The organism is Paenibacillus sp. Mc5Re-14 (assembly GCF_001049835.1).
Taxonomy (GTDB): Bacteria; Bacillota; Bacilli; order Paenibacillales; family Paenibacillaceae; genus Paenibacillus; species Paenibacillus polymyxa_C.
Genome location: NZ_CVPD01000001.1, coordinates 3,110,487 through 3,135,545 on the forward strand (window position 1 = coordinate 3,110,487; position 25,059 = coordinate 3,135,545).

Consider the following 25,059-nt stretch of genomic DNA (forward strand, 5'->3'; position numbering starts at 1 on the left):
AGGAGGGTGATTTTTTAAAATCATCTGAATACGCCGGGGGTGTTTTTATTGGAAAATACAACCACGATTCGTTCGGAAATTGAGAAAGAATTAAAACTTGGTGGCTACACTTTTAATAGTTTTGGACAAGCTACGGGACTTAACCGGGGCATTTTTAGTGCTATGCTTAATGGAAATCCACCTAAACCTATCTCCGTACGACAAATGGACTTGATTACTAAAGCGCTTAATTATCCAGAGGACTGGTTGTATGACTTGTACGTTGATGAATGCTTTTACGATGGAAGACCTCATTGGAAAAGAGTTAAGCCATTTCTTATACGCTGTGTTGAAGTAGGAAACTTGAGATGCGTGGAAAGAGTGCTATCACGCTTAATGGAAGATCTAAACCACATTCCAACAATCTTTGCTTTGGCAGAGGAACTTTATGAGGAAGGAAAACTACAAGAGGCAATTCCTTTTTATGAGTGTGTAATTGAAAATGAAAAGTACCAACACTCTGAGAGATTGGCAATCAGTCATTACAAAATTTTTTCAATTTCAGTTAGTGAAAATTTAGAAACGAACCTAGAGGCAGTCTTAAGGTTTGTACCCTTTAGGAATCGTTTGCCTGTAGACTATCAATTAGATGGTTTATTAAAGATGGCTAATATATATTTTTATCTTCATCAATGGAAAGAAGCTGAAAGATACGCTGACGAATTAAGAAATCTTACAAGTACTGTTCTTTCATTGAAAATTTACAAAGGTAAGAAACGACTTAACACAGAACGACATTTGGTAGTTTATTATGGACAGGGCTATCTAATCAAAAGTGCTGCTTTGGAAAAGCAAGGATTCTTTGAAGAGGCTATGAGTTATATCCGTTATTATGAGGATTTAAGTTGGTTTGAAGACTTAGATGGAGTTGGCGAAGAAGAGGTCCAAAAGTTTAAAGTTTGGGCTGAGGCTAACAAGCTTAATCTTTATATTCTTATGGGAGATGTCAACAGATTACATCTTTATGAAGATTTTCTCAAGAAAAACCCTCCAGAAATAATTCCTGGTCTACTTACTATAGTAGAATCAGCAAATATAAATGGGTTCTCAATAAATGAGACACTGCTTAAGTTTTCTCAGGAGATAGAAGGTTTTGATGATGTTTCTTCGATGGATGGTAATTACTATCCAGAGTCTTCAAGTTTAGATACATGTGCTAATTTATTTTATCAAATCGCTGTATATCATTTTAATCATTCTAATTATGTATTAGGGATAAACTATTTATTAAGAAGTTTAAGGACCTATCTAAAAATAAATGATAAGCCCAATTTTGTGCAAGGCACTGCTTTGTTCGAAAAATACAGACATGCTGCTACTCCGGTTCAGAAAGCAGAGTATCAGTATATTATGGAGGAGGTACTAAACAATGCACAAAAAAGCAATGTTCATCGTGCTGTTTATAGGACTTAGCAGCCTTAGTGATTTAGGAAGCAAAATAATCATATTTGCACATGGTATCGGCGCTTAGTCATTATACAAAAGGTTTTATGCTTATTACAGCCATAAATTCCTCAGGCCAATTCATTCGGATTGGCTTTTTTAATGCATTCCGTTAAAGGGATGAAATGGGTTTTATTATATTTTTAACCTGTAGGGAAGGTATCAGCTTGTAAACTAATGTAAATACCACACCGAACAGGAGGTTTATTGATGTGAAATGGCAACAATTGGAGGAGTGCATCGAAGAAAAGCGAAAAGAACTAAATGATTTGGCGAAAGAGGTGGGATTGAAGGATCGACGGGTGTTGACCAAGTCTATGGAGTTGGATCGGCTCCTTAATAAGTACAGCGACTGGAAATATAGCTATCGTAGACAACAGAGCGTACCTCAAAGTTCACAGATCCAAGAGAAGCAACACGAGCTCGTCCTATCTTATTAACATCAAGCATCATGACAAGATAAAACCTAACTTCACCTTGGCTTCTAATACATAGTGAGATATAGCATAAACAAAATAATCTCTATTGCATCTTGTACGCCGCCCTTATCCACGTTGTTCGTACAGTTTATTGTTCTGCGTCTACATCAGAGCGGAAGCCACGTAACATGATGATACATCTTAAAAAAACCTCCCCATTCACGTTATTGCGTGACTCGGGAGGTTTTTGGATTTTACTGCTGCAGCTGGCGCAGCACAGTGATTTCGACACGGCGGTTTTTTTGTCGTCCTGCTTCGGTGCTATTGTCACCAACCGGACGGGTATCTGCATAACCCGCATACTGGAAGCCTGATGGGGATAACTGCTCTCGGTCGATAAAAAACCGGAGTACAGACAGTGCCCGAGCGCCGGAAAGCTCCCAGTTGTCCTTGTAGGTCGACGAGTTAGAGGAACGCGTGAATGGAATGTTGTCCGTATGACCTTCAATGCTAATCGGTGTTTTCAAATCTCGAAATAGACTGGCTAATTTGGATAACGTGTTTGCAGAACCCTGCTTGAGTGCCGCTCTGCCTTGGTCGAATAGAAAGCGGTCATTCAGCGTAATGACAATGCCACGCGGTTGATCGGATACGAAAATCTGGTTTTGTAGCTTGTTGTCTGTAATATATTCCTGAATGACACCCATTAGGTTTTGCAGCTCTTTTTCCTGCTTGCGAAATGCTTGTTCACGCTCGGTGAGCTTGGTTGATCCCGCTTCTTTTTTATTAGAGGCCGGTTGCTTCGTCGCGGGTGGATTCTTGCTGGTATAACGATCGGCAGTTCCTGTAATGCCCGAGCCTTGTTCCAAAATAGAATCTCCCTTGTGGAACGTATCCTGGAGGGATTGAACAACGACGTCGTATTTCTTAGCATCCAGACTGCTCATGGCATACATCACGACGAAAAAAATGAGCAGTAGGGTGATCAGATCGGCATAGGTAATCATCCAACGATCTCGTTGGTCTCCGCCGCCACCTTGACGCCCACGGCGCTTAGCGCGCGCTCTCATGGAAGTCCTCCTTTGGAGTAGCGCTCTCTGTACGTGAGCGACGAGGTGGTTTGCGATCTATATTTTGCTCTGAGCGGATAAAGAACTCCAACTTCTTGCGTACAAGCTTAGGGTTCTCTCCGTTTTGGATAGCCAGGATACCTTGCAGCAGCAAATCCATCGTAATAATTTCACTCTCACTGGCTGCTCTTATTTTGGACGCTATGGGCAGAAAGATCAGATTGGCGCTAGCAACGCCGTATAATGTTGCGATAAAAGCTACAGCAATCGACGGTCCGAGCGCAGTAGGCTCGGTTAGGCTCCCAAGTACATGGATCAGACCCATGACTGTACCGATAATCCCCATCGTAGGGGCATAGCCACCTGCCGATTCAAATATTTTGGCGTACCCCTCATGTTTGTGCCCAATAGCATCTAACTCTAGTTCTAAAATTTGCTTGATCTGTTCCTGTTCAGTGCCGTCAATGACTAGTTGAAGACCTTCCCGCAAAAATGCATTCGGATGCTCCGATGATATGCGTTCTAGCGCAAGCACACCGGATCGGCGGGAGGTGGCGGCCATGGAAACCAAATCTTCTATATATTGCTCCGTAGGATTATCCTCACGACTAAAAGCCATCCGCAGAGCGGTGGGTATAGTCTTCAGCTTGGAGGCAGGGTAGCTGATCACAACGGCGGCGAAAGTTCCGCCGAATACGATCAGAGCTGATGTACCTTGAAGCAGCCCTGAGAATTCTCCGCCTTCCCACAAGAAGCCACCGATTAATGCTATGATTCCGGCGATGATGCCCAATACGATGGTGATATCCAAAATTCAATTCACTCCTATTCAAGACTTATCGTTTGCATCCGCGGTAAGAAAGAGGTATAATACGGGAACAAACATTCTTATTCAACCATATTTCCCAAGTATCATTGCTCGGGAAATATCGACATAGAATTACAGGCAAAGACGTTAAAGCTCGATTGGTGTAAAAACATGATGTTTCCATTTTAGACGATAAGGGTGATGCAGGGCAATGAGTGATATCGTTGTTAGCGATAAGACTTTTGAAATTCAGTCGGAATTCCAACCTCAAGGCGATCAACCCCAGGCCATTTTTGAATTGGTAGAGGGAATTGCAGAAGGAAAGAAGCATCAAACTCTATTGGGTGCTACGGGAACAGGTAAGACGTATACCATCGCTCAGACCATTGCCAAGCTGAATCGGCCTACATTGGTTATTGCGCATAACAAGACCTTGGCTGCTCAACTGGCAAGTGAGTTTAAAGAATTTTTTCCAAACAACTCAGTTGATTATTTTGTCAGCTACTATGATTACTACCAACCGGAAGCGTACATCCCTTCTTCCGATACGTATATTGAGAAGGATTCCAGCATCAATGAGGAGATTGATAAACTTCGCCACTCAGCCACAAGCTCTCTGTTTGAGCGTCGTGACGTTATTATTGTAGCGAGTGTCTCTTGCATTTATGGTTTGGGTTCCCCGAAAGAATATTCAAGCTTGCTGCTCTCGCTTAGAGTCGGCATGGAGAAACCCCGCAATCAGATTTTGTCCCGCCTGGTCGATATTCAATATCAGCGGAACGATATCAACTTTGTGCGGGGTACTTTCCGTGTACGGGGGGATGTTGTTGAGATATTCCCGGCTTCCCATGGAGAAAATGCAATACGGGTAGAATTGTTCGGAGATGAAATTGAACGAATTACTGAGATTAATGTGCTTACAGGTGAATTGATCGGTGAACGTGAACATATCGCTATTTTCCCGGCGTCTCACTTTGTTACTCATGAGGATACGATGAGGGTAGCATTGGTTAACATTGAACGTGAGCTAGAAGAGCGGTTAGCAGAGCTGAAGGAACAAGGGAAGCTGTTAGAGGCGCAACGTTTGGAGCAACGTACCCGCTATGATATCGAGATGATGAGAGAGGTTGGCTTTTGTTCCGGTGTCGAAAACTACTCGGGTCCACTGACATTCCGCGAGCGCGGAGCAACACCATATACACTTTTGGATTATTTTCCAGATGATATGCTGATCGTCATCGACGAATCTCATGTTACATTGCCGCAGATTCGTGCGATGTATAACGGGGACCAGGCGCGTAAAAATGTGCTGGTTGAACATGGTTTTCGTTTGCCATCTGCCTTGGATAACCGTCCGCTGAAGTTCGAAGAGTTCGAGGACAAAGTGAATCAGATTATCTATGTATCGGCTACTCCAGGCCCGTATGAGATGGAAAAATGCGATACGATGGTGCAGCAGATTATCCGTCCCACCGGTCTCCTTGATCCTATTATTGAGGTGCGTCCGAGCAAAGGGCAGATTGACGATCTCATTAATGAAATACGGCAGCGCATAGAACGTGAAGAACGGGTACTGGTCACCACACTCACGAAGAAAATGGCTGAAGATTTGACTGACTACTTAAAAGAAGTGGGCATCAAAGTTCGATATATGCACTCTGAGATTAAGACTTTGGAGCGGATGGCCATTTTGCGGGATCTTCGTCTGGGAACCTTCGATGTGCTGATCGGGATCAACCTGTTGCGGGAAGGTCTCGATTTGCCGGAAGTATCGCTGGTTGCGATTTTGGATGCGGACAAAGAAGGCTTCCTGCGTTCTGAGCGCTCTCTGATTCAGACGATCGGGCGGGCAGCACGGAATAGTGACGGACGTGTTATTATGTATGGCGATAAGATTACCGATTCTATGGATAAAGCGATCAAGGAGACGGAACGTCGCCGTGCGATTCAAATTCAATACAATGAAGAACATGGAATTACCCCGCAAACCATCCGTAAAAAGATTCGTGATGTCATTGAAGCAACCAAGACGGCAGAGTCCAAAAATGATTACCTTCCTAATGAGACGGGTAAACTTTCCAAGAAGGAGCGTCAATCCCTCATTCAGCGCCTAGAAGCAGAAATGAAGGACGCGGCCAAGAATCTACAATTCGAACGGGCCGCCGAGTTGCGTGATGCTTTGCTGGAGTTGCGGGCTGATTAAACATCGGGAATAAGCTATAAGCAAAACATATTGATAATAAAATGTTTGATTGCTTTTAAGAAATAGTGAGGACGGCCGACGTGGTCGTTCTCTTTGCGATATATCACTTCCATCGGATAATCTAATGCGATATAGGATGACGTGAATTACGGCTAAGGAGATGAAACATTTGGCGAATGAAAGCATCATCATCAAAGGCGCACGCGCGCATAATCTCAAAAATATCGACGTGACGATTCCACGGGACAAGTTCGTCGTCCTGACGGGGCTTAGCGGCTCAGGTAAATCATCACTGGCTTTCGATACGATCTATGCAGAAGGACAGCGGCGGTATGTGGAATCATTATCTGCGTATGCCCGTCAATTCCTCGGGCAAATGGAGAAACCGGACGTCGATTCGATTGACGGCCTGTCTCCTGCCATTTCCATTGACCAAAAAACGACAAGTCGGAATCCTCGTTCTACGGTCGGAACAGTTACAGAAATCTATGATTACTTGCGGTTGTTATTTGCCCGAGTGGGTCATCCTCATTGTCCTGAACATGGCATTGAAATCACTTCACAGACCGTCGAACAGATGGTAGACCGCATTTTGCAGTATCCTGAAAAGACGCGGCTGCAAATCCTGGCTCCATTGGTATCCGGTCGTAAAGGTGAGCATAAAACACTGTTCACTGATATAGCCAAGCAGGGCTTTGTACGGGTACGTGTGAATGGCGAACTGCGTGAATTGTCCGAGAAGATTGAACTGGAGAAGAACAAGAAGCACTCGATTGAAGTGGTCGTAGACCGGATCGTAGTCAAGGAAGATGTACGTGCGCGTCTGTCCGACTCTATTGAGACGGCACTGAATCTTTCAGGCGGACAGTTGCTTGTAGATATTATAGGGCAAGAGGAGTTGCGATTTAGCTCCAACTTTGCGTGTCCGATTTGCGGTTTTAGCATAGATGAGCTATCTCCACGGATGTTTTCTTTTAATAGTCCGTTCGGCGCTTGTCCAGATTGTGATGGGTTAGGAGTCAAAATGGTCGTTGACCCTGATCTGCTCATACCCGATCCAGAAAAAAGTGTAGAAGATGGGGCGTTCCAGGCATGGAGTGGAGGAACTTCCACTTATTATCCTCAATTTTTACAGTCCGTATGCGAACACTACGGTATTCCGCAGGATATTCCTGTAAGCCAATTGACGTCAGAACAAATGAATCTTATTTTGCACGGAACAGGTGACCAGAAGATCCGTTTCCGCTATGAAAATGATTTTGGTCAACGTAAGGAAGCCTATGTGACCTTTGAAGGCATTATCCCGAATTTGGAGCGTCGTTACCGTGATACCGCTTCTGAGGGAATACGTGAATTTATTGAAGGCTTTATGAGTGCAAAGCCATGTAACACCTGTAAGGGGCACCGACTGAAAAAAGAAAGCCTGTCGGTAACCATTCAAGAGCGCAATATCGCTTATGTGACAGCTTTGTCTGTCGGGGAGGCTTCTCACTTTTTCCATACACTGGAGCTGAGTGAGAAAGAGCAGTCGATCGCCAACCTCATTTTAAAGGAAATTAACAGCCGACTGGGATTCCTTGTGAACGTTGGTCTGGAATACCTGACTTTAAGCCGTGCAGCAGGTACATTGTCCGGCGGGGAGGCACAACGTATCCGATTGGCGACACAGATCGGGTCTAGTCTGATGGGCGTGCTTTATATTTTGGACGAGCCAAGTATTGGGCTGCATCAGCGCGATAATGATCGTCTGATTAGTGCTTTGGAACATATGCGGAATCTGGGCAATACGTTGATCGTGGTGGAGCATGACGAAGATACGATGATGGCGGCAGACTATATCATTGACATTGGGCCAGGAGCCGGAATCCATGGCGGGATGATCATGTCGCAAGGGACTCCACAGGAAGTTATGGAAGATCCGAATTCCCTGACCGGGCAATATTTGAGCGGTCGCAAGTTTATTCCGGTCAATACCGAGCGGCGCAAGCCTGCGGATAAGTGGCTGGAGATTCGCGGAGCCAAGGAGAACAATCTCAAAAATGTGAATGTCAAAATTCCATTGGGTGTTTTCACGGCTGTTACTGGCGTATCCGGGTCTGGAAAATCGACGCTGGTCAACGAAATTTTGTACAAAACGTTGGCGCGTGATCTGAACCGTGCGAGAGTACGCCCAGGTCAACATAAAGAAATTCGCGGGCTAGAGCATATCGAAAAGGTTGTTGAGATCGATCAATCGCCAATCGGCCGTACCCCGCGTTCCAATCCTGCAACTTATACAGGTGTGTTCGATGATATCCGTGACTTATTCTCGCAGACGAACGAGGCTAAGGTTCGAGGCTACAAGAAAGGCCGGTTTAGTTTTAACGTTAAGGGAGGCCGATGTGAATCTTGCAGAGGCGACGGGATCATCAAGATTGAGATGCACTTTTTGCCTGATGTGTACGTACCATGCGAAGTGTGCAAAGGCAAACGCTATAATCGGGAGACCCTTGAGGTTAAGTATAAAGGGAAGAGTATTGCTGATGTGCTGGAGATGACGGTAGAGGATGCAACAGCATTTTTTGGAAATATCCCGAAGATTCATCGCAAGATTCAGACGCTGATGGATGTAGGTTTGGGGTATATCAAGCTGGGTCAACCAGCGACTACCCTGTCTGGTGGTGAAGCACAGCGTGTGAAGCTGGCTTCCGAATTGTATCGTCGCAGCACAGGCAAAACCATTTATATTTTGGATGAGCCGACAACCGGTTTGCATGTTCACGATATTGACCGATTATTGACCGTGTTGCATCGTTTGGTCGATTCAGGCGAAACCGTACTGGTTATTGAGCATAATCTAGATGTAATTAAAACAGCTGATTTCCTGATTGATCTGGGGCCCGAAGGTGGAAGCGGCGGTGGAACGATCTTGGCTACCGGGACACCAGAACAACTTGTAAAAGTAGAGGAATCCTATACAGGCCGATACTTAAAGCCGATCCTTGAACGGGATACACAGCGCAGTCAAGCGCTTCAGACCGTCGATCTATAGATACAGTTTTAACGTACGTTGTGAAAGCCCTGCACAGACAGGAAGGCAGAATACAAATTAGCGTATTTGTGCCTTCCCGTTGGCAGGGTTTATTTTTTTTGTAAAAAAAGAAAACTTTTATTAAATTCCTGCGTTAAAGCATGTGACACATAGTTTACCAAGCGCTGGAATAATAAATCTATAGGTATATTCTTCGATAGAAAGTCTCTGAGTAATCTCTACATTTTAGAGTTTTGGATGTTTAGGCTCGGGCTTGAAGAGGTTAATATATAACTTATGATTATCTAGCATCATACGAGGTTCCGTGCCCACGTGACAACCATTACTAGTTGAAGCGACCGTTTATAGTTAAATTGCATCTAAGGTTTATATCACATCTCTGAGGAAGTCATGAAGGGAGCTGGAACGTTTGAAGATTAAGCAAAGTAGAGTTCTACGTACACGTGTATACTCATGGGCAGCAGGAGTCGCTTTAGCGGCATGGTTGTTGGGTTATAGTGCTGTACCGGCCTATGCATCCGAGGTGTCCGAGGCGTATGCGCCCAAACAAGCCGAGATCGAAACTAGTGCAGCGATTGGCAGTATTAAGGATTCCGAGAGCGCTCACAATTACATTCAGCCCGCAGCAAAGGGCGGGTTCTTAATGCTGAACGTCGAAGACGATACAGAAGCAAGTGTAGTACACGTCACGTATGGCAAGCTGGATAGTTCTCTGGAGACAGTATGGAAACACCAGCAAGATCTGAGCGTACAACCGGGAACAAGCAGCAAGGGAGTCCAGCGGGAGACGTCGGATGGTGGCTTGCTGTTTCTGCTTGATTATACCCAACCGAACGGAATGCGAGATGTGCAGGCTTCACGATTGGATGCGGATGGAAACCCCCTGTGGTCCAAAACGTTATCCACTGACGGTTTGATATCCTATGGGGAGAATTCTCAGGTAGGATTGGAGCCACTGGAGGATGGTAGTTTTCTAGTGTCCTCGCTGAACCCTGCGGAGCAGTCCTTCACTGTACTCAAATACACTGAAACTGGCGATATACAATGGAATCGAACGACAAACGGAGTGACCTCGGGTTGGCTGGTCGGCAATCACAATGGATATTATGCGCTATTGAACAGCTCAGATGGTCCCGTGGGGGTACAAGCCGATGTGTATGGTCGCAATATCCGTGATGTCCATCTGGACTTAGGATCAGGTAAAGAAATTGCCGCGGTACATGAGTTGTCTAGCGGTCATATTGCTGTAACAGGGCTTAAAGGAAACAGCAAACGCACCCAGGTGTTAAGTAATGGTCTGCAATTGTTTAGTAACACAGAGGACTATGCGGCTGACCGGGTATATCTGCCCGAGGAGCAGTTGTACGTCCAGTTCAGTGATCAATATGACCCACTGGGTAAAACCACGAAGATGCATGGCATCACTATCACAGGCTTAAAAGGAAACGGTACGAAGGTATGGGAAACGAAGACTCATTATAAGGAAGATAACTCCTTCGGCATCCGATATGATACGGGATTGATATATAAGATACCTTCAGGCTACGCGGTGGTGACATCTACAACAGGCGCTCATAAGCCAATAGTACTCGATTTTGCGAAAATATTGATACCGGAGTAATCCGGTGTCTTTTTTATGCAATCAAAGAAGTAGGAAGTAGGTATGGCGCTGGTTTATGGCATAAGAAACAGCCTGCTTGTATATAAAATACAAGCAGGCTGTTAATGGACTTAATGTCTAGGATGCAACGTGGCTGGACTGTAAAATGGCGGACAGCTTTTCCTGGAAAGACGGAATGCCTACACGCTGTACATACGCATAAAAGCTTTCGCCAGCAATCCTATTTTCTTTGTAGAACAGAATAAGCTCTGCCAATACAGGACCAACCTGGTCCCCACGTACGCGGCCTTTGAGTGTCTTGTTGAACTGGGCACCAGCTCCAAGCGCCCCGCCAACAGCGATGTCGAACGCGTCAACCATGCCTTCAGGTGTCTTAAGGAGCGAGCCTTGCAGTCCAATATCCGCAATATGCTTTTGACCGCAGGAATTCGGGCAGCCGATAAAATGGATGCGCACCTTTTCATCCAATTGTACGTGCTGATCCAAATACTCGGCAACGTCAACCGCTCGCTTTTTCGTTTCCACAATCGCCAGATTGCAAAATTCATTTCCTGTGCACGATACCGTACGGCTCATAAAATGCTTGGGCTGTGGTGTCAGGCGTTGCAGCACAGGAGCTTTCAGTAGCTCATCTACTTGGTCATCCGGCACACCGCTCAGCAATATATTTTGCGACATCGTGGTACGAATCTGCCCATCGCCGTAGAGATCAGCCAGGTCGGCCAGTTCGTGCAACTCGTCAGCACTGAGGCGACCGACAGGTACGTTCAGACCGACATAGTTCAGACCTTCTTGGGCTTGGGGATGTATACCGTCAAAATAGGCGGCTTGCCACCCAATGGTTTTATCTTCACCTCGTCCTGGCATTTCGCCAGTGTACTCGGTAAGCTTGGTCAAAAACTTGTCCGGGCCCCAATCGGCAATGAGGAATTTCAGACGGGCATGGTGCCGTTTTTCCCGATAGCCGTAATCACGGAAGATGGTTGTGACAGCAATAGCAACCTTCAGCACTTCCTCAGGACGGACAAACAAGTCCAGCGGATGTGCCAAATGCGGCTTGGCAGATAATCCACCGCCAACCATCACATGGAAACCAACCACTTCTTTTCCGTCAAGGATCTTGGTGGCCGGTGTGAAGGACAGGTCGTTAATTTCAGCCTGTGCATTGTTGTAGGTATTACTGGAGATGGACATTTTGTATTTGCGCGGAAGATTGGAAAAGTCACGATTTAATAAGAAAAAGCGGTTTACTTCATCTACAATCTCCTGAGTATCCACCAGTTCATTAGGATCAATGCCAGCCAGCGGATTGCCGACAATGGTACGCGGGCAGTCCCCACAGGCTTCAAAGGAATACAAACCGACCTTTTCCAATCGTTCGAAAATATCCGGCAAGCTTTCAACGGTCAGCCAGTGAAATTGAATCGCCTGACGGGTGGTGACATCTACGAGACCACGCCCATACAACGCGGAGATGTCCGCTAAGGCACGTGCCTGGGCTGAAGTCATGATCCCTGTGTTGATGCGGACGCGCATCATGAAATGGCCATCCTTGGGTTTTTGCTGGTAAACCCCAGCCCATTTGAATCGGTCCATATCGTCCGCAGTGATCGAGTCATAGCCTTTGTGCGCATAGCTTTCAATGATGGTGCGTATAACGTCGAGACCGTCCTTTTCCAGCTTGACTAACTCAAACTTGTTAAGCTTATCGGGATGAGCATTCCAGATTGGTTCATAGGCCATCCTTTTAACCTCCTTCAGGTGTCTTATTTATACTTGAGATGTTAGATATAGAACTCACGATTTTATTTTTATTTCCGACAATATAACTAAGATATAATGTGATGGTATCATAGTTGGTTATGCCCGTAAACGAAGGAATGGTCTAAAAGGTATAACGATTTTTTATTGTTTTTGCTTATTTTTTTGATATAAGGATTTGGAAAATTTATAATATAAATAGCATGAGAGGATAGGGATGCAGCAAACGGCGCTTTTTTAGAAAAAGATAGGGCTTAAAGCGATTGTATGCGTGTCCCCTCTATGGTAGATTTGGACTAACTGATAGAACAGGGTCATGTTAGAGAGGAAATGGTGAGTATATGCGTAAGATGGGGAAAAGGGTGGCTGTGTTGGCTTTGGGCAGCGCTCTATGTGTTTCTGGAACGGCAGGTGCAGCCAGCAGTGGAACTGCGTTAAAGGCCAAGGTCATTAATGGTGGGGTCTATGTTAACGTAAGTGATATGAATAAAGCATTAGGAACCAACGGCGCGTATAACAGCGCAAATGGTACATATACGTTATCGGCCGATCGTGTGCCACAGGTCGTTAAAAATGTTTCTCCTTCTGTAGTCGGTATCATTGGCCGTTCAGCGACAGGAGAGACCGTAGCAGGGGGAGACCGATACAACCTGGCTCACGGCACGGGTGTCATCATTCGGGCAGATGGATGGATTGTTACGAATGCGCATGTTATCGAAGGATTAGGTGATGCCGTAGTTGTAACTTCGGACGGAAAATCTTACGGAATCATCGACAGCTACAGCGATCCGATCAGTGATTTGGCGTTGATTAAAATTAAAGCAAGCGGCCTTAAGCCTGCTACCTTTGCAGCTTCTACGAACAGTTTACAGGTAGGCGAGCAGGTAGTGGCTATCGGTACGCCGATCTCTTTCTCACTTCGTAACTCGGCAACCTCAGGTGTTGTTAGCGGGCTGAACCGTGGTGTCAACGCTGCTTATCGTCTGATCCAAAGTGATACCGCGATCAACCCTGGTAACAGCGGTGGTCCGCTGGTCAACCTCAAGGGCGAGGTCATCGGGATTAATACAATGAAATTCTCAGCGGTCGGAATTGAAAATATGGGTTTTTCGATTCCGGCAGATACAGTGAAATATGTCATCAATCAATTTTTCAAATATGGCGAGGTTCGGCGTGCTAGTCTTGGCTTAGGGCTCGAAGAGAGCTGGTCAGCTATCGTCGGATTGCCTACCGAGGATCCTTTGAAAGTCACGAAAATCACTTCAGCCAATGCCGTACAGGCCAAAATCAAGGAAGGCGATGAGCTGTATAGTATTAACGGCAAGCGTGTAGCCTCTGCCATTGATGTCAATGAGCTGCTTAAAAACTATCAACCAGGGCAAACGATAAGTGTACTTATGCAATCGGACGGTGATATTGTAAAGCGCAAGCTGGTACTGACACAGGATAATGGTGAAATTTATGATTCCATTCAGTCTGGAGAAGATCTTGAGGATTCGAATGAATCAGGAGCTACTGTAGATGACGGCATAGCGCCTTCGAAAGAAGCATCAGATTCAGCTACGGGAAAATGAACGATAACGGCTCATGAATCTATAAAATAAAGCTAAAGGGAGATTTACTGTGAACCATATGCAAAGAAAAATGATGCGTAAGCTGGGGGTCGGCGCTGTCGCATTGTCCCTTCTGCTTACCGCTTTACCAGCAGTTGCAGCAGATCAAGATAAAAACATATTGGAATTGCGGCTGCAAAGTGGCAGCAATACAGCCATCGTGAACGGTCAAAATGCGAATATTACGAAGCCCTATTCCAAAAGTGGTGCACTGATGGTTCCGGCTGGTGTGTTTAAAAAGGCATTTAACAGCAAAATTCGCCTAGCTGAAGATAATGTGGTCAAGATCACCAGCGGCACTCACGTCGTATCGCTGACAATTGGTAGTCGTACAGCCTGGGTGAGGGGCCACAAGGTAACACTTCCGGCTCCGCCAGAAATGTCATCAGGGATCCTCATGGTGCCTTTGCGTCAAGTAGCAGAAGGGCTTGGCGGTAAGATGGAGAAGAATGGCGCAGGAATCATCATTCGGATGCAAGCCCAAGAAGAGGTGGGTACGGTAGCTGAAGAAACACCGAACATTGATAATGATGAGGGCAAGACGCAGATCGGGAACAGTTACTACGATTGGTCCATGAACTATCCAACAGGACTCGTCATCGGTCAGGGAGGTGGAGATGAGAGCATTTCCACATTTATGGACGAGAACAGTGCATACTATATGGAAGTACACACAACAATACAACCGGTTCCATTGAATGCAGACGATCTGCTGCAACAATTGGTGCAGGCAGCCAAGGAAACGGGAGAAACTGTGGTGGACCGAAAATCCTTCCCGAAAGCGAAAGTGCCTTATGCGCGTGTTATTACGAAGGATGGGGACGGCGTACTATGGGAAAATCGTCAGTACTATGACAATGGACGACTGTATGTAATATATTTTTCCGATGCTAAAGCAACGAACTATAAAGATCTGGCCCAGTATGCCGGACTGCTGAACTCCTTTAAAACCTCTTTTAACGCACAGGATAAAAGTATTAAAGACTTGTCCACTGTTGTCGGAGGCACACGCGAGGCCGGGAACCCAGACTATGGTGTGTCACTCAAAATACCCGCAGGCTGGAAAATGGACGACCAGCGAATGCAATATGAAAGCAATGACGGATCAAGCTTCAACATGAAAGTCACCTCAGCTCCTGCGGATGGAAAATTGGAGAACTGGGGTCAGCAGCTGCAAAAATGGCTGAGCGATTCATTTGTGTCCACTGCTTATGAGGCACAAAAGACATATCCGCTGGAAGTTGCAGGCGTTCAGGGATTAGTGCAGGAGTACCGCTATAATTTTGGAGATGAATGGGTCAAAGAGTACAATGTGCTGATTCAGCAAAATGGATACCGCTACCTGGCTGAATATGCAGTGCCTGAAAAAGTAAGCAAGGGAAATGACCAGTTCAACGCGATCATCTCCTCGCTTCAAATTGATTTTCAAACGGTAGCAAATAACTTCGGACAATTGGAAGAGGATGACTACCTGGCCGACAAAACGAAAACGATTAAAAAGACGTCTAAAGCATATGAATATACAGTGAATATCCCACGCTATTGGACCGCGGTTAGCGATCAATTTGAATTGGGAGATATAGAGTATCAATTTACCGGAGGACGTTTTTCCATCAAAATCGACAACGACCAATCCTTTGAATTAACGGTGTCTCAGCTTAAGGACTTCTATGATAAGCAAGCCAAGAACTATAAAAACCTCAAAGTAGAGGAAGTGAAGGACGTAACGTTTGCTGGAGTTCCAGCAGTGTCCTTTACATTCCACCGTGTAGAGGAAGGTATCGGTTATACAGGTCGCCAAATCGTTTTGGAGCATAACGGTAAAACCTATACCGTGACAACGACATTGAACGATGCGAACAACACAGCGGCACAGTCTAATGCACTAGATTCGACGCTGAATTCGTTTCATTTTGTGAAGTAGAGGGTGTGGGGAAAAGATTAGTGAGTTGTAGTCGGTAGAGGCTACGCGTACCATTTGTTCCTACGATCGCTGGCGCTTCTTCGGATTCAAATGGCCCGCTTCGCTGACGACCGCCAAATACCACTAATCTTTTAAAGAGTGAAGTAAGCAGGGAAGATCGAAGATGTTGTTCTATATAGGAGGAATCTAAAAATAATTACATTAAAGGCAGTCGATAAAAGTAATTGGGAAGAATGTGTTGAGCTTGAACCGAGTCCTGAACAACAAAGATTTATGGTATCTAATCTTTACTCAATTGCCGAATGTCAGTTTTTAGATGGATTTTTATCTAAAGCAATTTATAATGATGACGTATTGATTGGCTTTACGATGTTTGGTTTAGACCCGGATGACGGAAACTACTGGGTTTACCGATTTATGATTGACGAAAGATTTCAAGGTCGAGGTCATGGTTACCATGCAATGTTGCTGGTTATCGACGAAATCAGGAAAGCCAGTGATAGGACTGATGTTATCATGATTGGATATAAACCAGACAATGAACTAGCTAGAAAGCTATACAGAAAATCTGGTTTCAGGGAGGAAGGAATATCACCCTGGGGAGAAATGCTTGCGAAGTATAGGTTTGCTTAGTTAATGATATGATGACGCACCTCCAAAGCACCGCTGACCGGGATTGGAGGTGTTTTTGTGCTTTTAGTATTATATTTTTAAAGGAATCGCTTGGAAAGTGTAGAAGCTTGGGGCGCAGTCTGGTACACTAGATTAGTTACAAGATAAGAATGATTTCTGCCGCAGATGTTTGTGATGCGGATTTTTTGAGTTGGGTGCGATTCATGCGGAGGACCGATGATTCGGTGTGTGAATGATCGGACAAGATGATAGAGACAGATAGGACTTAATAATATGATTCTTAGTAAGTTTCCATTCCCCTGACTGAACATAACCAGCTTTGGAATGAGTGGATGGAACGTTCTTGAGATGACCAAGTAAGCAGCATAGCTGCCCTGAAAACAACGAGATTCAATGAGGGGTCATTCGTTTTCAGCATATAGGGAGGGCAATAATGAAATCAGCAGTACGAAGAGAAGATGTCGAGCTTCTGGCACCAGCAGGTGACTGGGATTGTATGCGTGCAGCGGTAGCGAACGGAGCCGATGCGATCTTTTTTGGGGTGGAAAAATTCAACGCACGAGCACGGGCGAATAATTTTCGCATGGATGAACTGCCCGAGATTATGGCTTTTTTGCATAGCTACGGGGTTAAGGGCTTTTTGACATTCAATATACTGGTATTTGAAAACGAGCTGGAGGACGCTAAAGAGCTGGTTGATGCCTGTATTGATGCCGGAGTCGATGCCCTAATTGTTCAGGATATGGGTTTGGTGAAAATGATCCGCGACATTTCACCGGATTTCCCGATCCATGGTTCTACCCAAATGACGATCACCTCGCCGGAGGCTGTAGAATTTACAAAGCCGTACAACATGGAACGGGTTGTGCTGGGTCGTGAAAATAATCTAAAACAGATTCAAAAAATTGGCGATCAAGCGAGACTTCCGATGGAAGTATTCGTGCATGGAGCGTTATGCGTATCTTATTCAGGCCAATGCCTGACTTCAGAAATGTGGGGCGGACGCTCTGCAAACCGTGGTGAGTGTGCACAGGCATGCCGTTTGCCTTACGATTTGATGGTGGATGGAGAGCAAAAGCCGATGGCCGATGTGACATACCTGCTATCCCCCAAGGATTTGGCGGCCATTGATTTGATGCCAGAACTCATTGATGCCGGGGTGGTTTCCTTTAAAATTGAAGGGCGACTGAAAACGCCTGAGTATGTAGCGAATGTGGTTAGCAAATATCGCAAGGCCATTGACAAGTATTTTGATGGCGATACGTCCAAGACGAGCAAAGAAGATATCCGCGAGCTGCAGCAGAGCTTTTCACGCGGCTTTACGCACGGTTTTCTGGAAGGAACGAATAACAAAAAGCTGGTGGACGGTACGTTCCCGAAAAGCCGGGGCGTGTACCTGGGCCGAGTGGAACAAATTCTTCGTGATGGGGTAGTATGCCGCATCGATGCCCCGCTCAAGCGTGGCGATGGTATTGTATTTGATGCAGGAGATCCTACGCAAAAAGAAGAAGGCGGACGCGTATACGATATCCGCCGCAAGGGTGTGAAGATTGAAGGCGAAGCCGGAGAAGGCTGGATCGTTGACATCGTAGCAGGACGCAATGATGTGGATCTGCGCCGTGTGCACGTAGGCGACCGTATTTGGAAGACCAACGACCCGGCACTGGATAAGCGTCTGCGCCAGTCGTATGAAACCGAAAAGCCGTACCGAGTTTTCCCGGTACATGTGCGGGTCAGCGGCTCCCCAGGACAGCCGCTTTCAACGTGGTGGACCGATGTGCAGAAGGGCACAACGGTCCGCGTGGACTCCGAGCTGGAGCTTGAAATCGCCCAGAAGCGTCCGATGACGCACGAACTGCTCGAAGAGCAATTCGGCCGACTGGGCGGAACAGTGTTCCAGCTGGAAGAGCTGGACGTCCATCTGCATGGAGACGTCATCGTGCCCATGCGCGAGCTGAACAGCATCCGCCGTCAGGCGGTGGAACTGCTCGCGGGCGAACGCCCCAAACCACCCGTATACACGAAACGGGCGGTAGAGGTGTATGGCGATGCCTCGGCTCCGGCATCGTCTGTGGCACGCGGTCAGGCAGAGCTGACCGCGCTGTGCCGCAGCCTCCCTCAGGTAGAGGCTGCGCTTGAGGCCGGCGTGGAGTTCATCTACGCCGACTTCGAGTTCATCAAGCAATTCCCGGCAGCTGTAGAGGCTGTGCACGGCGCTGGGCGCCGAATTGCGTTGGTGACTCCGCGTATTCACATGCCGGGCGAAAATGGATATCACAACAATATCCTGCGCCTGAAACCGGATGCTGTGCTGGTACGCAATCCGGGAGCCTTGTATTTTTACATGCGTCATCGCTTGGAGAACCCGGATGCACATCATCCGCAATTGATTGGCGACTTCTCGCTAAATATTGCCAACCATAAAGCGGCTGATCTGTTCCTGGATTCCGGCTGTGACCTGGTAACACCGTCATATGACCTGAACATCCAACAGATGGTCGATATGCTGGGACGTACACGTACCGACAAGCTGGAGATCGTCATCCAGCAGCATTTGCCGATGTTCCATACTGAACACTGCGTATATTGTACCTTTATGAGTGAAGGCACAGACTACACTAACTGTGGTCGTCCGTGTGAGGATCATCGCGCATCCCTACGTGATCGTATTGGGATGTCTCATCCGGTTCGCGTGGACGAAGGATGCCGTAATACAGTGTATAACGCGATTGAGCAATCAGGCGCGGAATACCTGTCTAACTTCCTAGAATTAGGCGTATCCCGTTACCGCGTGGAATTTTTGGAGGAGACGCCGGAGCAAGTTCATGAGGTTATTGATCTCTATAACCGTGCCTTGCGCGGTGAAATCAGCGGAACACAAGTATGGAAGACGCTGAAAGCGACGAATCAGCTAGGGGTTACACGTGGGCAACTGGTGAAGTAAACAACTGTATATTTGTTCAGGAGCCAAATAGATTTTAGCGCATAATATAATCATATAGTAAGTAGAGATTGAAGACATGTTCTCTTTAAGGGAAGATGTCTTCTTCTTTAACCTATTAAATTTATCCATCTACCTGTTATAATCATAGACAGTATACCTAACCGTTATATTGAAGACAAAGGAGTTTTAACCTATGAAAATCCGTAAAGCAATTATCCCTGCTGCGGGATTAGGGACCCGTTTTCTTCCTGCTACGAAAGCGATGCCCAAAGAGATGCTTCCTATTGTAGATAAACCAACAATTCAATATATCATTGAAGAAGCTGTTGCATCTGGTATAGAGGATATCATTATCGTTACTGGTAAAGGCAAGAGGGCAATAGAGGATCATTTTGACTACTCCTTCGAGCTGGAGCATAATTTGACCTCGAAGGAAAAATGGAACCTGCTTAATGAAGTGCGCAAACCATCAGAGATGGCAGATATCCACTATATTCGTCAAAAGGAACCTAAAGGCTTGGGACATGCCATCTGGTGTGCACGCAAGTTTATTGGTGATGAACCTTTTGCCGTACTTTTAGGAGATGATATTGTTGAATCTGAGAATCCATGTCTCAAACAGATGATTGATGTGTTTGATGAGTATCAGCGTTCCGTTGTAGGTGTAAAACAAGTCGATTGGAACGAGGTACATCGTTACGGGATTGTTGAAGGCCACGCACTTACTTCCAAAATCTCTGAGGCGGAACGATTGGTAGAAAAGCCAAAGAAGGAAGAAGCTAAATCCAATTTGGCGATCATGGGACGTTATATCTTGACACCCGATATTTTCGATATTCTGGGTCAGCAATCCGCCGGGGTAGGTGGGGAGATCCAGTTGACGGATGCATTGTCTAAACTGGGAGAAGAGAACCCTATTCTGGCCTACGAATTTGATGGCAATCGCCATGATGTTGGCGAGAAGCTAGGATTCATTGAAACGACCATTCATTATGCTCTACAGCATAATGAGATTAAGGGTGAAGTACTGGCTTATATGAGACGGGTTATTGAAGAGATTGACCAACAAAAATAAACATCTCGCTAAACCCAACTATGCTTCCTTAATATAAGAAAGAGACTACCGGATGATATAACGTCATCTGATAGTCTCTTTTTATTAACTATTTCTCCGATTTCAACTGAGCAATTTGCTCTTTTTCCTTCGGATCAGCCTTAATCAGCTTATCGTACAAAGCTTTGTCATCTTGTCCCTGCTGCTGTAGGGCAGCAACGTAATAGCGAGCAACCTCACGATTCGTAGCATCGCTTAAGTCGTCCTTCAAGGCGTTTTTGAGGATGCTTGCAGCCTCAGCAGGCTTACCTGACATGAACTCAATTTTGCCAGTACTGAGTGCAATACTTGGAGTTACTTCAAAAGTACGTGGCAACTCAATTTCAGGTGGAAGCGTCTTAATATGGGCTACCCTATCCAAAACCTGCTGATAAGTAACAAGACCTGCTTGGAAAAACTTCTGTTCTTTGGTGGTGTCTTTTTGCTCACGTGCCTTAATGCCAACAGTGTAAGCTTGGGTAATCAACATATTGTACCAGTCATTGTCCCAGTTAAAGTTGGAAATGTTATCTTCCAAAATACTGAAGGCTTGCTCATTCTCACCTTTTGCTCGTAAAAGGTTAACTTTGGAGTTTAACATGATTTTATTATACGGTTCTGCCTTCAGGCCCGTATTAAGTACCTCTATTGCCGCGTTATAAAATTCCTCTTTTTTCGTTTGATCATATACATTCTTGTACAGTGCAGCCAGTCTTATTACCGAATCCGGATGTGTAGGGCGAAGCTCCAAATCTTTATTAATAGCACTTTGAATTTCTTCAAATGATGTGCTTACCGCCATAATCTGTTTGGCATTTGTGGCAGCATTGGCCGATTGCACAAAGCGGAGTCCTGCAAAAAGCACAACGATGCTTAGAATGCCAATGACTGCACTATACAGGATCCGGAATCCTGAAACACTCATAGACAGACGTTTAAGCGGCTTGCTGTCCATAGCAGCGGCCATGCCGCCTAGACTCACAAATACCAGTACGCCCATAAACACGTAACTCAGATTAAAGTCCAGCAAGCTATGAAGTAAGATCGAGAGTGCCAAAATGAGATATAGGAAGTGAGAATCCCGTTCTTCATCATTTTGTCTAATATAGCTGCGAATATATTTGTAGAAAATATATATGATGAATGATATTAAAATTACAAAACCGAAGATGCCTACTTCAACCAGGTACTGCATGAAAAAGTTATGGGCCTGGCGGCTGCTATAAGGATAATCCTGGTACCTTTCGTACAAGGTAGCCCACCCGCCACCACCGCTTCCGATAATAGGGTGATCTTTAATTGATTTGGCAGCATCCTCATAGAATACAAGTCGTTCCAGCACACTATGCTGGCGGAAATTGATGTTTTCTAACCGAACTTGAACGTTCTCCGGCAGTACGCTGCGCAAGCCAGTTCCCATTAACAGAAAAGCTAACAAGCCAATCACCACAACTGACCCGACAGGCAACCACAGGTTGGATAACTTTCGTGAGTTCCACCCTTTGAGGGCATTTTCCAGCTTTGGTGCCAGATAGCGTTCAACAAGCCACAGTACAACAGCTACAGCCAGAGAGACTCCAATAAGTAATCCCCATCCTTTAGCCGCCTCTCCACCGTTGTAGGTCTTATTGAGTTGTAATCCCATATTTGTAATCGGCGCCAAGATAGATATTGATGCTACACCAGCAATGGCGCAATGTAAAATCCATATAATTTGGCGTGCAGGGTTAAGGAAAAGCAAGAGCAGCACGAACACGACAGGCAGCATAACCAGACCGCCCCGTGACAAAGTTAGAAACAGCGAGACCAGAATAGGCACCAACATGAAGGCATGAATAGCCTTGCCATACCATAGTTTTGATTTCATCAGACAGAAAACGGCAGCGAACAGGAAAGCCATTAGAAAGGCGGCATATGTATTCGCATATTGAAACACTGATGTCAGCCGGAGACCATTTGTATCTGTCATAACCGCATTAATATAGCGATATTGATACACATATTGGCTAAACCAGCCCACCATCTTGCCGGCAAGCACCCACTGTCCGAACCAGTTAATGAAGCCAAAGCCTACGATGATATAGGCAATAGTCATAATCAGGTTGTGAATAATCTTATTGCCTAAACGATCCTGAAGTAGATAGATTGAGATGATAAACAGGGCAGCATATACGCATTGTACCACCACCATATTCATGGCCAGGTAATGCGAAGCTGCTGACGTCAGTGAAAGCACATAGGTCAGAGGAAGCAGTAATACTAGTACAACTAGCCAATCCCTTTGCTCTTCTAGCTTGAATTTTTTATAATAGGTTACGATTCCTAAAATTAATAGAATCGTGCTGATGATCAAAGCCCAATACAGAGGCTTCTCAAAGTCGAGCATTTGACCATTAAAAAGTGCAGCCTGGAAGGGGGCCCAAGCTAAGAACAAAATCATGCCAACAATTAACACCCAAAATATAGCCGGCCTTTTATCGTCACGGGTCGACGTAGGGGCTTTTTTCCCGTATACTGGATTCGACAAGGTTTATAATCTCCTTTTCTTGTAGATACGTCAATATTTTAGCACACCGAACAAGGAAGAGGCTAGGTCACCTGATGCATTATATAATTTCAAAGATTAATATTTGTTTACTTCTAATTATAAGTGAGGCAGTAAACTAATTTATGGGTGTTTCTTGTAAGCTAGATAGTTTGAATTTTTGCATGGTCATAGGGAGTAGTACCGCTAAAATCTATAGAAAGAGGCTTGGTTTAATTGAAGGGAATTGTATTAGTAGGTGGATCAGGCACGAGGTTGTATCCTTAATGAAGTCAGATCTAAACAAGTGCTGCCTATTGTGGAGTTTAATGAAAATAAGAATGTCATTTCTATCGAGAAAAACTGCTTAAGCCAAGGTTTAATTATGATACTCCAGTACTTTGATCTTATGACAATTGTGTTATAGGATGTCATAAAAAAATGTTGCCCCCTTAGCAAGGGGGGATTAGAGATAGGATAAATATCTATTAGATATTACTAATAGCTTGTAAAGGACATGAAGATGAAAAAAACAAAAATTTATTATCTTACCGGAATATTATTCCTTATCTGCAGCGTTATGTTTTTTTATAATTATTATGATCATAAAAACCAAACAGACTTTAATGTCAAGTTGGTTGTGAATTTAACGGTTAAGTCTAATGTGGCCACGGAAATTAAGCTCTATTATAAGGAAAAAAAAGAATATCCTTATAATGAGGGACAAACGATTTCCAAAATTGTTGAATCGAACAAAAAACATTCACTTACCTTTGAACTGCCTTCGAATGCCAAAATACTAAGACTAGACCTTGGTGAACAAGCACGAATAATCAATATTGACGAGATTACTGTGAAAAGCGGATTGGCTTCTGCTGAACTTGATCTCGGCATGCTATTGAAGAAAGAGGTCAAATCGTCTGGAATATCCTCAACTGCTTTATCTGGAGATGCTTTGAAAGTCACTACTACAGGGGAAGATCCTTTTTTTCTTTTAGGAGATATAAGGGGTTTAATTAATGAACTTAAGCACAACAGTATTAATAATGCATTTCAAGTTGCTCTTCCGAGTGTAGCAATCACTGCCTATGCTTTATTGCTGCTTCGGATCATCAATTCAGTTGGCTACGGATACCTGAAGGGATTTACAAAAGACATTATTACGTCCCGAGGCTTAATACTTAAGTTATCGAAAAATGATTTTAATGCAAGATATAAAGGATCTTTTTTTGGAGTAACCTGGGCGATTGTATCACCTTTACTTACCGTTTTGGTATATTGGTTTGTATTCCAGGTTGGTTTTAAAACATCCAATATTGAAGACGTGCCATTTATTTTGTGGTTTATTCCCGGAATCATTCCGTGGTTCTATTTTTCTGAGGCATTAGGAGCAGTGACCGGTTGCTTTATGGAGTATAGTTACCTAGTTAAGAAAATGGTATTTAAAATCAACATCTTGCCAATTGTAAAGTTATTGTCTCTTACACCAATCAATCTGCTTTTTGTTGTTATTGCTTTCATATTCTATTTTGCATATGGCAACGGTTTCCACTTTTCGAATCTTCAGATATTTTATTACTATTTTTGCTTATTGGTCCTTTCTTTTAGTATTACCTTAGTTACCTCTTCTATTATGATCTTCTTTAAAGATCTGAGTCAGGTAATCGGCATTTTTTTACAATTTGGTTTTTGGCTTACACCGATTGTTTGGAATATGAATATTATCTCACCGTCGTTTATTGTTTTTTTTAAACTTAATCCGTTGATCTATATAGTGGATGGTTTTAGAGATACTTTTATATATCATCAATGGTTTTTTGATAAACCTTACTATACTCTATATTTTTGGTTATTAAACATTTTTATTTTATTTGGCGGGATACTTGTATTTAAAAAACTTAAACCTCACTTTTCTGATGTATTGTAGGTGAGA

At 44.7% G+C, this 25,059-nt stretch carries 15 protein-coding genes; 11 read left to right on the forward strand and 4 right to left on the reverse strand.

The features are described from left to right. The first annotated feature begins 48 nt into the window (after nucleotides 1–48). Nucleotides 49–1,452: a DNA-binding protein gene (locus BN1546_RS14125; RefSeq protein ID WP_090738024.1), complete on the forward strand. Its 1,404-nt coding sequence runs from the start codon at nucleotides 49–51 to the stop codon at nucleotides 1,450–1,452. A 242-nt stretch (nucleotides 1,453–1,694) separates the two neighbouring features. After that, entirely contained in the window at nucleotides 1,695–1,922 is a 228-nt protein-coding gene (locus BN1546_RS14130; RefSeq protein WP_016822961.1) for an aspartyl-phosphate phosphatase Spo0E family protein, read from the forward strand. A gap of 233 nt (nucleotides 1,923–2,155) precedes the next feature. Here BN1546_RS14130 and BN1546_RS14135 read toward each other — a convergent pair whose 3' ends face one another. Then, on the reverse strand, nucleotides 2,156–2,971 hold the full coding sequence (locus tag BN1546_RS14135; protein WP_013373324.1) for a flagellar motor protein MotB: 816 nt from the start codon (nucleotides 2,969–2,971) through the stop codon (nucleotides 2,156–2,158). Next, entirely contained in the window at nucleotides 2,955–3,782 is an 828-nt protein-coding gene (locus BN1546_RS14140) for a flagellar motor protein (RefSeq protein WP_064961717.1), read from the reverse strand. The genes BN1546_RS14135 and BN1546_RS14140 overlap by 17 nt, the downstream gene beginning before the upstream one ends. Before the next feature lie 208 nt (nucleotides 3,783–3,990). Here BN1546_RS14140 and uvrB point away from each other — a divergent pair, with 208 nt between their 5' ends. From uvrB to BN1546_RS14155, 3 genes are all read left to right on the forward strand, one after another. Continuing rightward, nucleotides 3,991–5,982, forward strand: coding sequence for an excinuclease ABC subunit UvrB (gene uvrB / locus BN1546_RS14145; RefSeq protein WP_013373322.1), 1,992 nt, complete (start codon nucleotides 3,991–3,993; stop codon nucleotides 5,980–5,982). A 169-nt stretch (nucleotides 5,983–6,151) separates the two neighbouring features. Beyond that, the gene (uvrA, locus tag BN1546_RS14150; protein ID WP_090738026.1) at nucleotides 6,152–9,013 is read left to right on the forward strand and encodes an excinuclease ABC subunit UvrA; all 2,862 of its coding nucleotides are present in this window, start codon (nucleotides 6,152–6,154) and stop codon (nucleotides 9,011–9,013) included. A 409-nt stretch (nucleotides 9,014–9,422) separates the two neighbouring features. Beyond that, complete coding sequence (locus tag BN1546_RS14155) at nucleotides 9,423–10,634, forward strand: hypothetical protein (RefSeq protein WP_090738028.1); 1,212 nt, start codon at nucleotides 9,423–9,425, stop codon at nucleotides 10,632–10,634. Between the two features lie 117 nt (nucleotides 10,635–10,751). Here the strand turns inward: BN1546_RS14155 and BN1546_RS14160 are convergent, their stop codons facing one another. Beyond that, a complete protein-coding gene (locus BN1546_RS14160) occupies nucleotides 10,752–12,377 on the reverse strand; it encodes a nitrite/sulfite reductase (RefSeq protein WP_090738030.1) in 1,626 nt (541 codons plus the stop codon). Between the two features lie 359 nt (nucleotides 12,378–12,736). Between BN1546_RS14160 and BN1546_RS14165 the strand changes: the two genes are divergently transcribed. The 5 genes from BN1546_RS14165 to galU all read left to right on the forward strand — a co-directional run bounded on the left by BN1546_RS14165 (nucleotide 12,737) and on the right by galU (nucleotide 20,584). Next, nucleotides 12,737–13,969: a S1C family serine protease gene (locus BN1546_RS14165; RefSeq protein ID WP_090738032.1), complete on the forward strand. Its 1,233-nt coding sequence runs from the start codon at nucleotides 12,737–12,739 to the stop codon at nucleotides 13,967–13,969. A gap of 49 nt (nucleotides 13,970–14,018) precedes the next feature. Then, nucleotides 14,019–15,932 (forward strand): stalk domain-containing protein, encoded by a 1,914-nt coding sequence (locus BN1546_RS14170; RefSeq protein ID WP_090738034.1) that lies wholly within the window; start codon nucleotides 14,019–14,021, stop codon nucleotides 15,930–15,932. A gap of 192 nt (nucleotides 15,933–16,124) precedes the next feature. Next, nucleotides 16,125–16,565, forward strand: a complete 441-nt coding sequence (locus tag BN1546_RS14175; protein WP_165079902.1) for a GNAT family N-acetyltransferase — start codon at nucleotides 16,125–16,127, stop codon at nucleotides 16,563–16,565. 433 nt (nucleotides 16,566–16,998) lie between these two features. Continuing rightward, the gene (locus tag BN1546_RS14180; RefSeq protein ID WP_058712204.1) at nucleotides 16,999–19,509 is read left to right on the forward strand and encodes a U32 family peptidase; all 2,511 of its coding nucleotides are present in this window, start codon (nucleotides 16,999–17,001) and stop codon (nucleotides 19,507–19,509) included. A 193-nt stretch (nucleotides 19,510–19,702) separates the two neighbouring features. Beyond that, nucleotides 19,703–20,584, forward strand: a complete 882-nt coding sequence (galU, locus tag BN1546_RS14185; protein WP_090738040.1) for a UTP--glucose-1-phosphate uridylyltransferase GalU — start codon at nucleotides 19,703–19,705, stop codon at nucleotides 20,582–20,584. An 88-nt stretch (nucleotides 20,585–20,672) separates the two neighbouring features. On the opposite strand, the gene BN1546_RS14190 is transcribed toward galU, so the two are convergent. Further along, nucleotides 20,673–23,129 (reverse strand): O-antigen ligase family protein, encoded by a 2,457-nt coding sequence (locus BN1546_RS14190; RefSeq protein ID WP_090738042.1) that lies wholly within the window; start codon nucleotides 23,127–23,129, stop codon nucleotides 20,673–20,675. Between the two features lie 520 nt (nucleotides 23,130–23,649). Here BN1546_RS14190 and BN1546_RS14195 point away from each other — a divergent pair. Further along, nucleotides 23,650–25,053 carry an ABC transporter permease gene (locus BN1546_RS14195; RefSeq protein ID WP_255305363.1) on the forward strand — a complete coding sequence of 468 codons (1,404 nt, stop codon included), beginning with the start codon at nucleotides 23,650–23,652 and terminating at the stop codon, nucleotides 25,051–25,053. The last annotated feature ends 6 nt before the right edge of the window (nucleotides 25,054–25,059 follow it).

Excerpts from the sequence above, each read along its gene's own strand:
- BN1546_RS14135 (WP_013373324.1), bottom strand. The coding sequence starts at position 2,971 with ATGAGAGCGCGCGCTAAGCGCCGTGGGCGTCAAGGTGGCGGCGGAGAC.
- uvrB (WP_013373322.1), top strand. The coding sequence starts at position 3,991 with ATGAGTGATATCGTTGTTAGCGATAAGACTTTTGAAATTCAGTCGGAA.
- BN1546_RS14160 (WP_090738030.1), bottom strand. The coding sequence starts at position 12,377 with ATGGCCTATGAACCAATCTGGAATGCTCATCCCGATAAGCTTAACAAG.
- BN1546_RS14165 (WP_090738032.1), top strand. The coding sequence starts at position 12,737 with ATGCGTAAGATGGGGAAAAGGGTGGCTGTGTTGGCTTTGGGCAGCGCT.
- BN1546_RS14180 (WP_058712204.1), top strand. The coding sequence starts at position 16,999 with ATGAAATCAGCAGTACGAAGAGAAGATGTCGAGCTTCTGGCACCAGCA.
- galU (WP_090738040.1), top strand. The coding sequence starts at position 19,703 with ATGAAAATCCGTAAAGCAATTATCCCTGCTGCGGGATTAGGGACCCGT.
- BN1546_RS14195 (WP_255305363.1), top strand. The coding sequence starts at position 23,650 with ATGAAAAAAACAAAAATTTATTATCTTACCGGAATATTATTCCTTATC.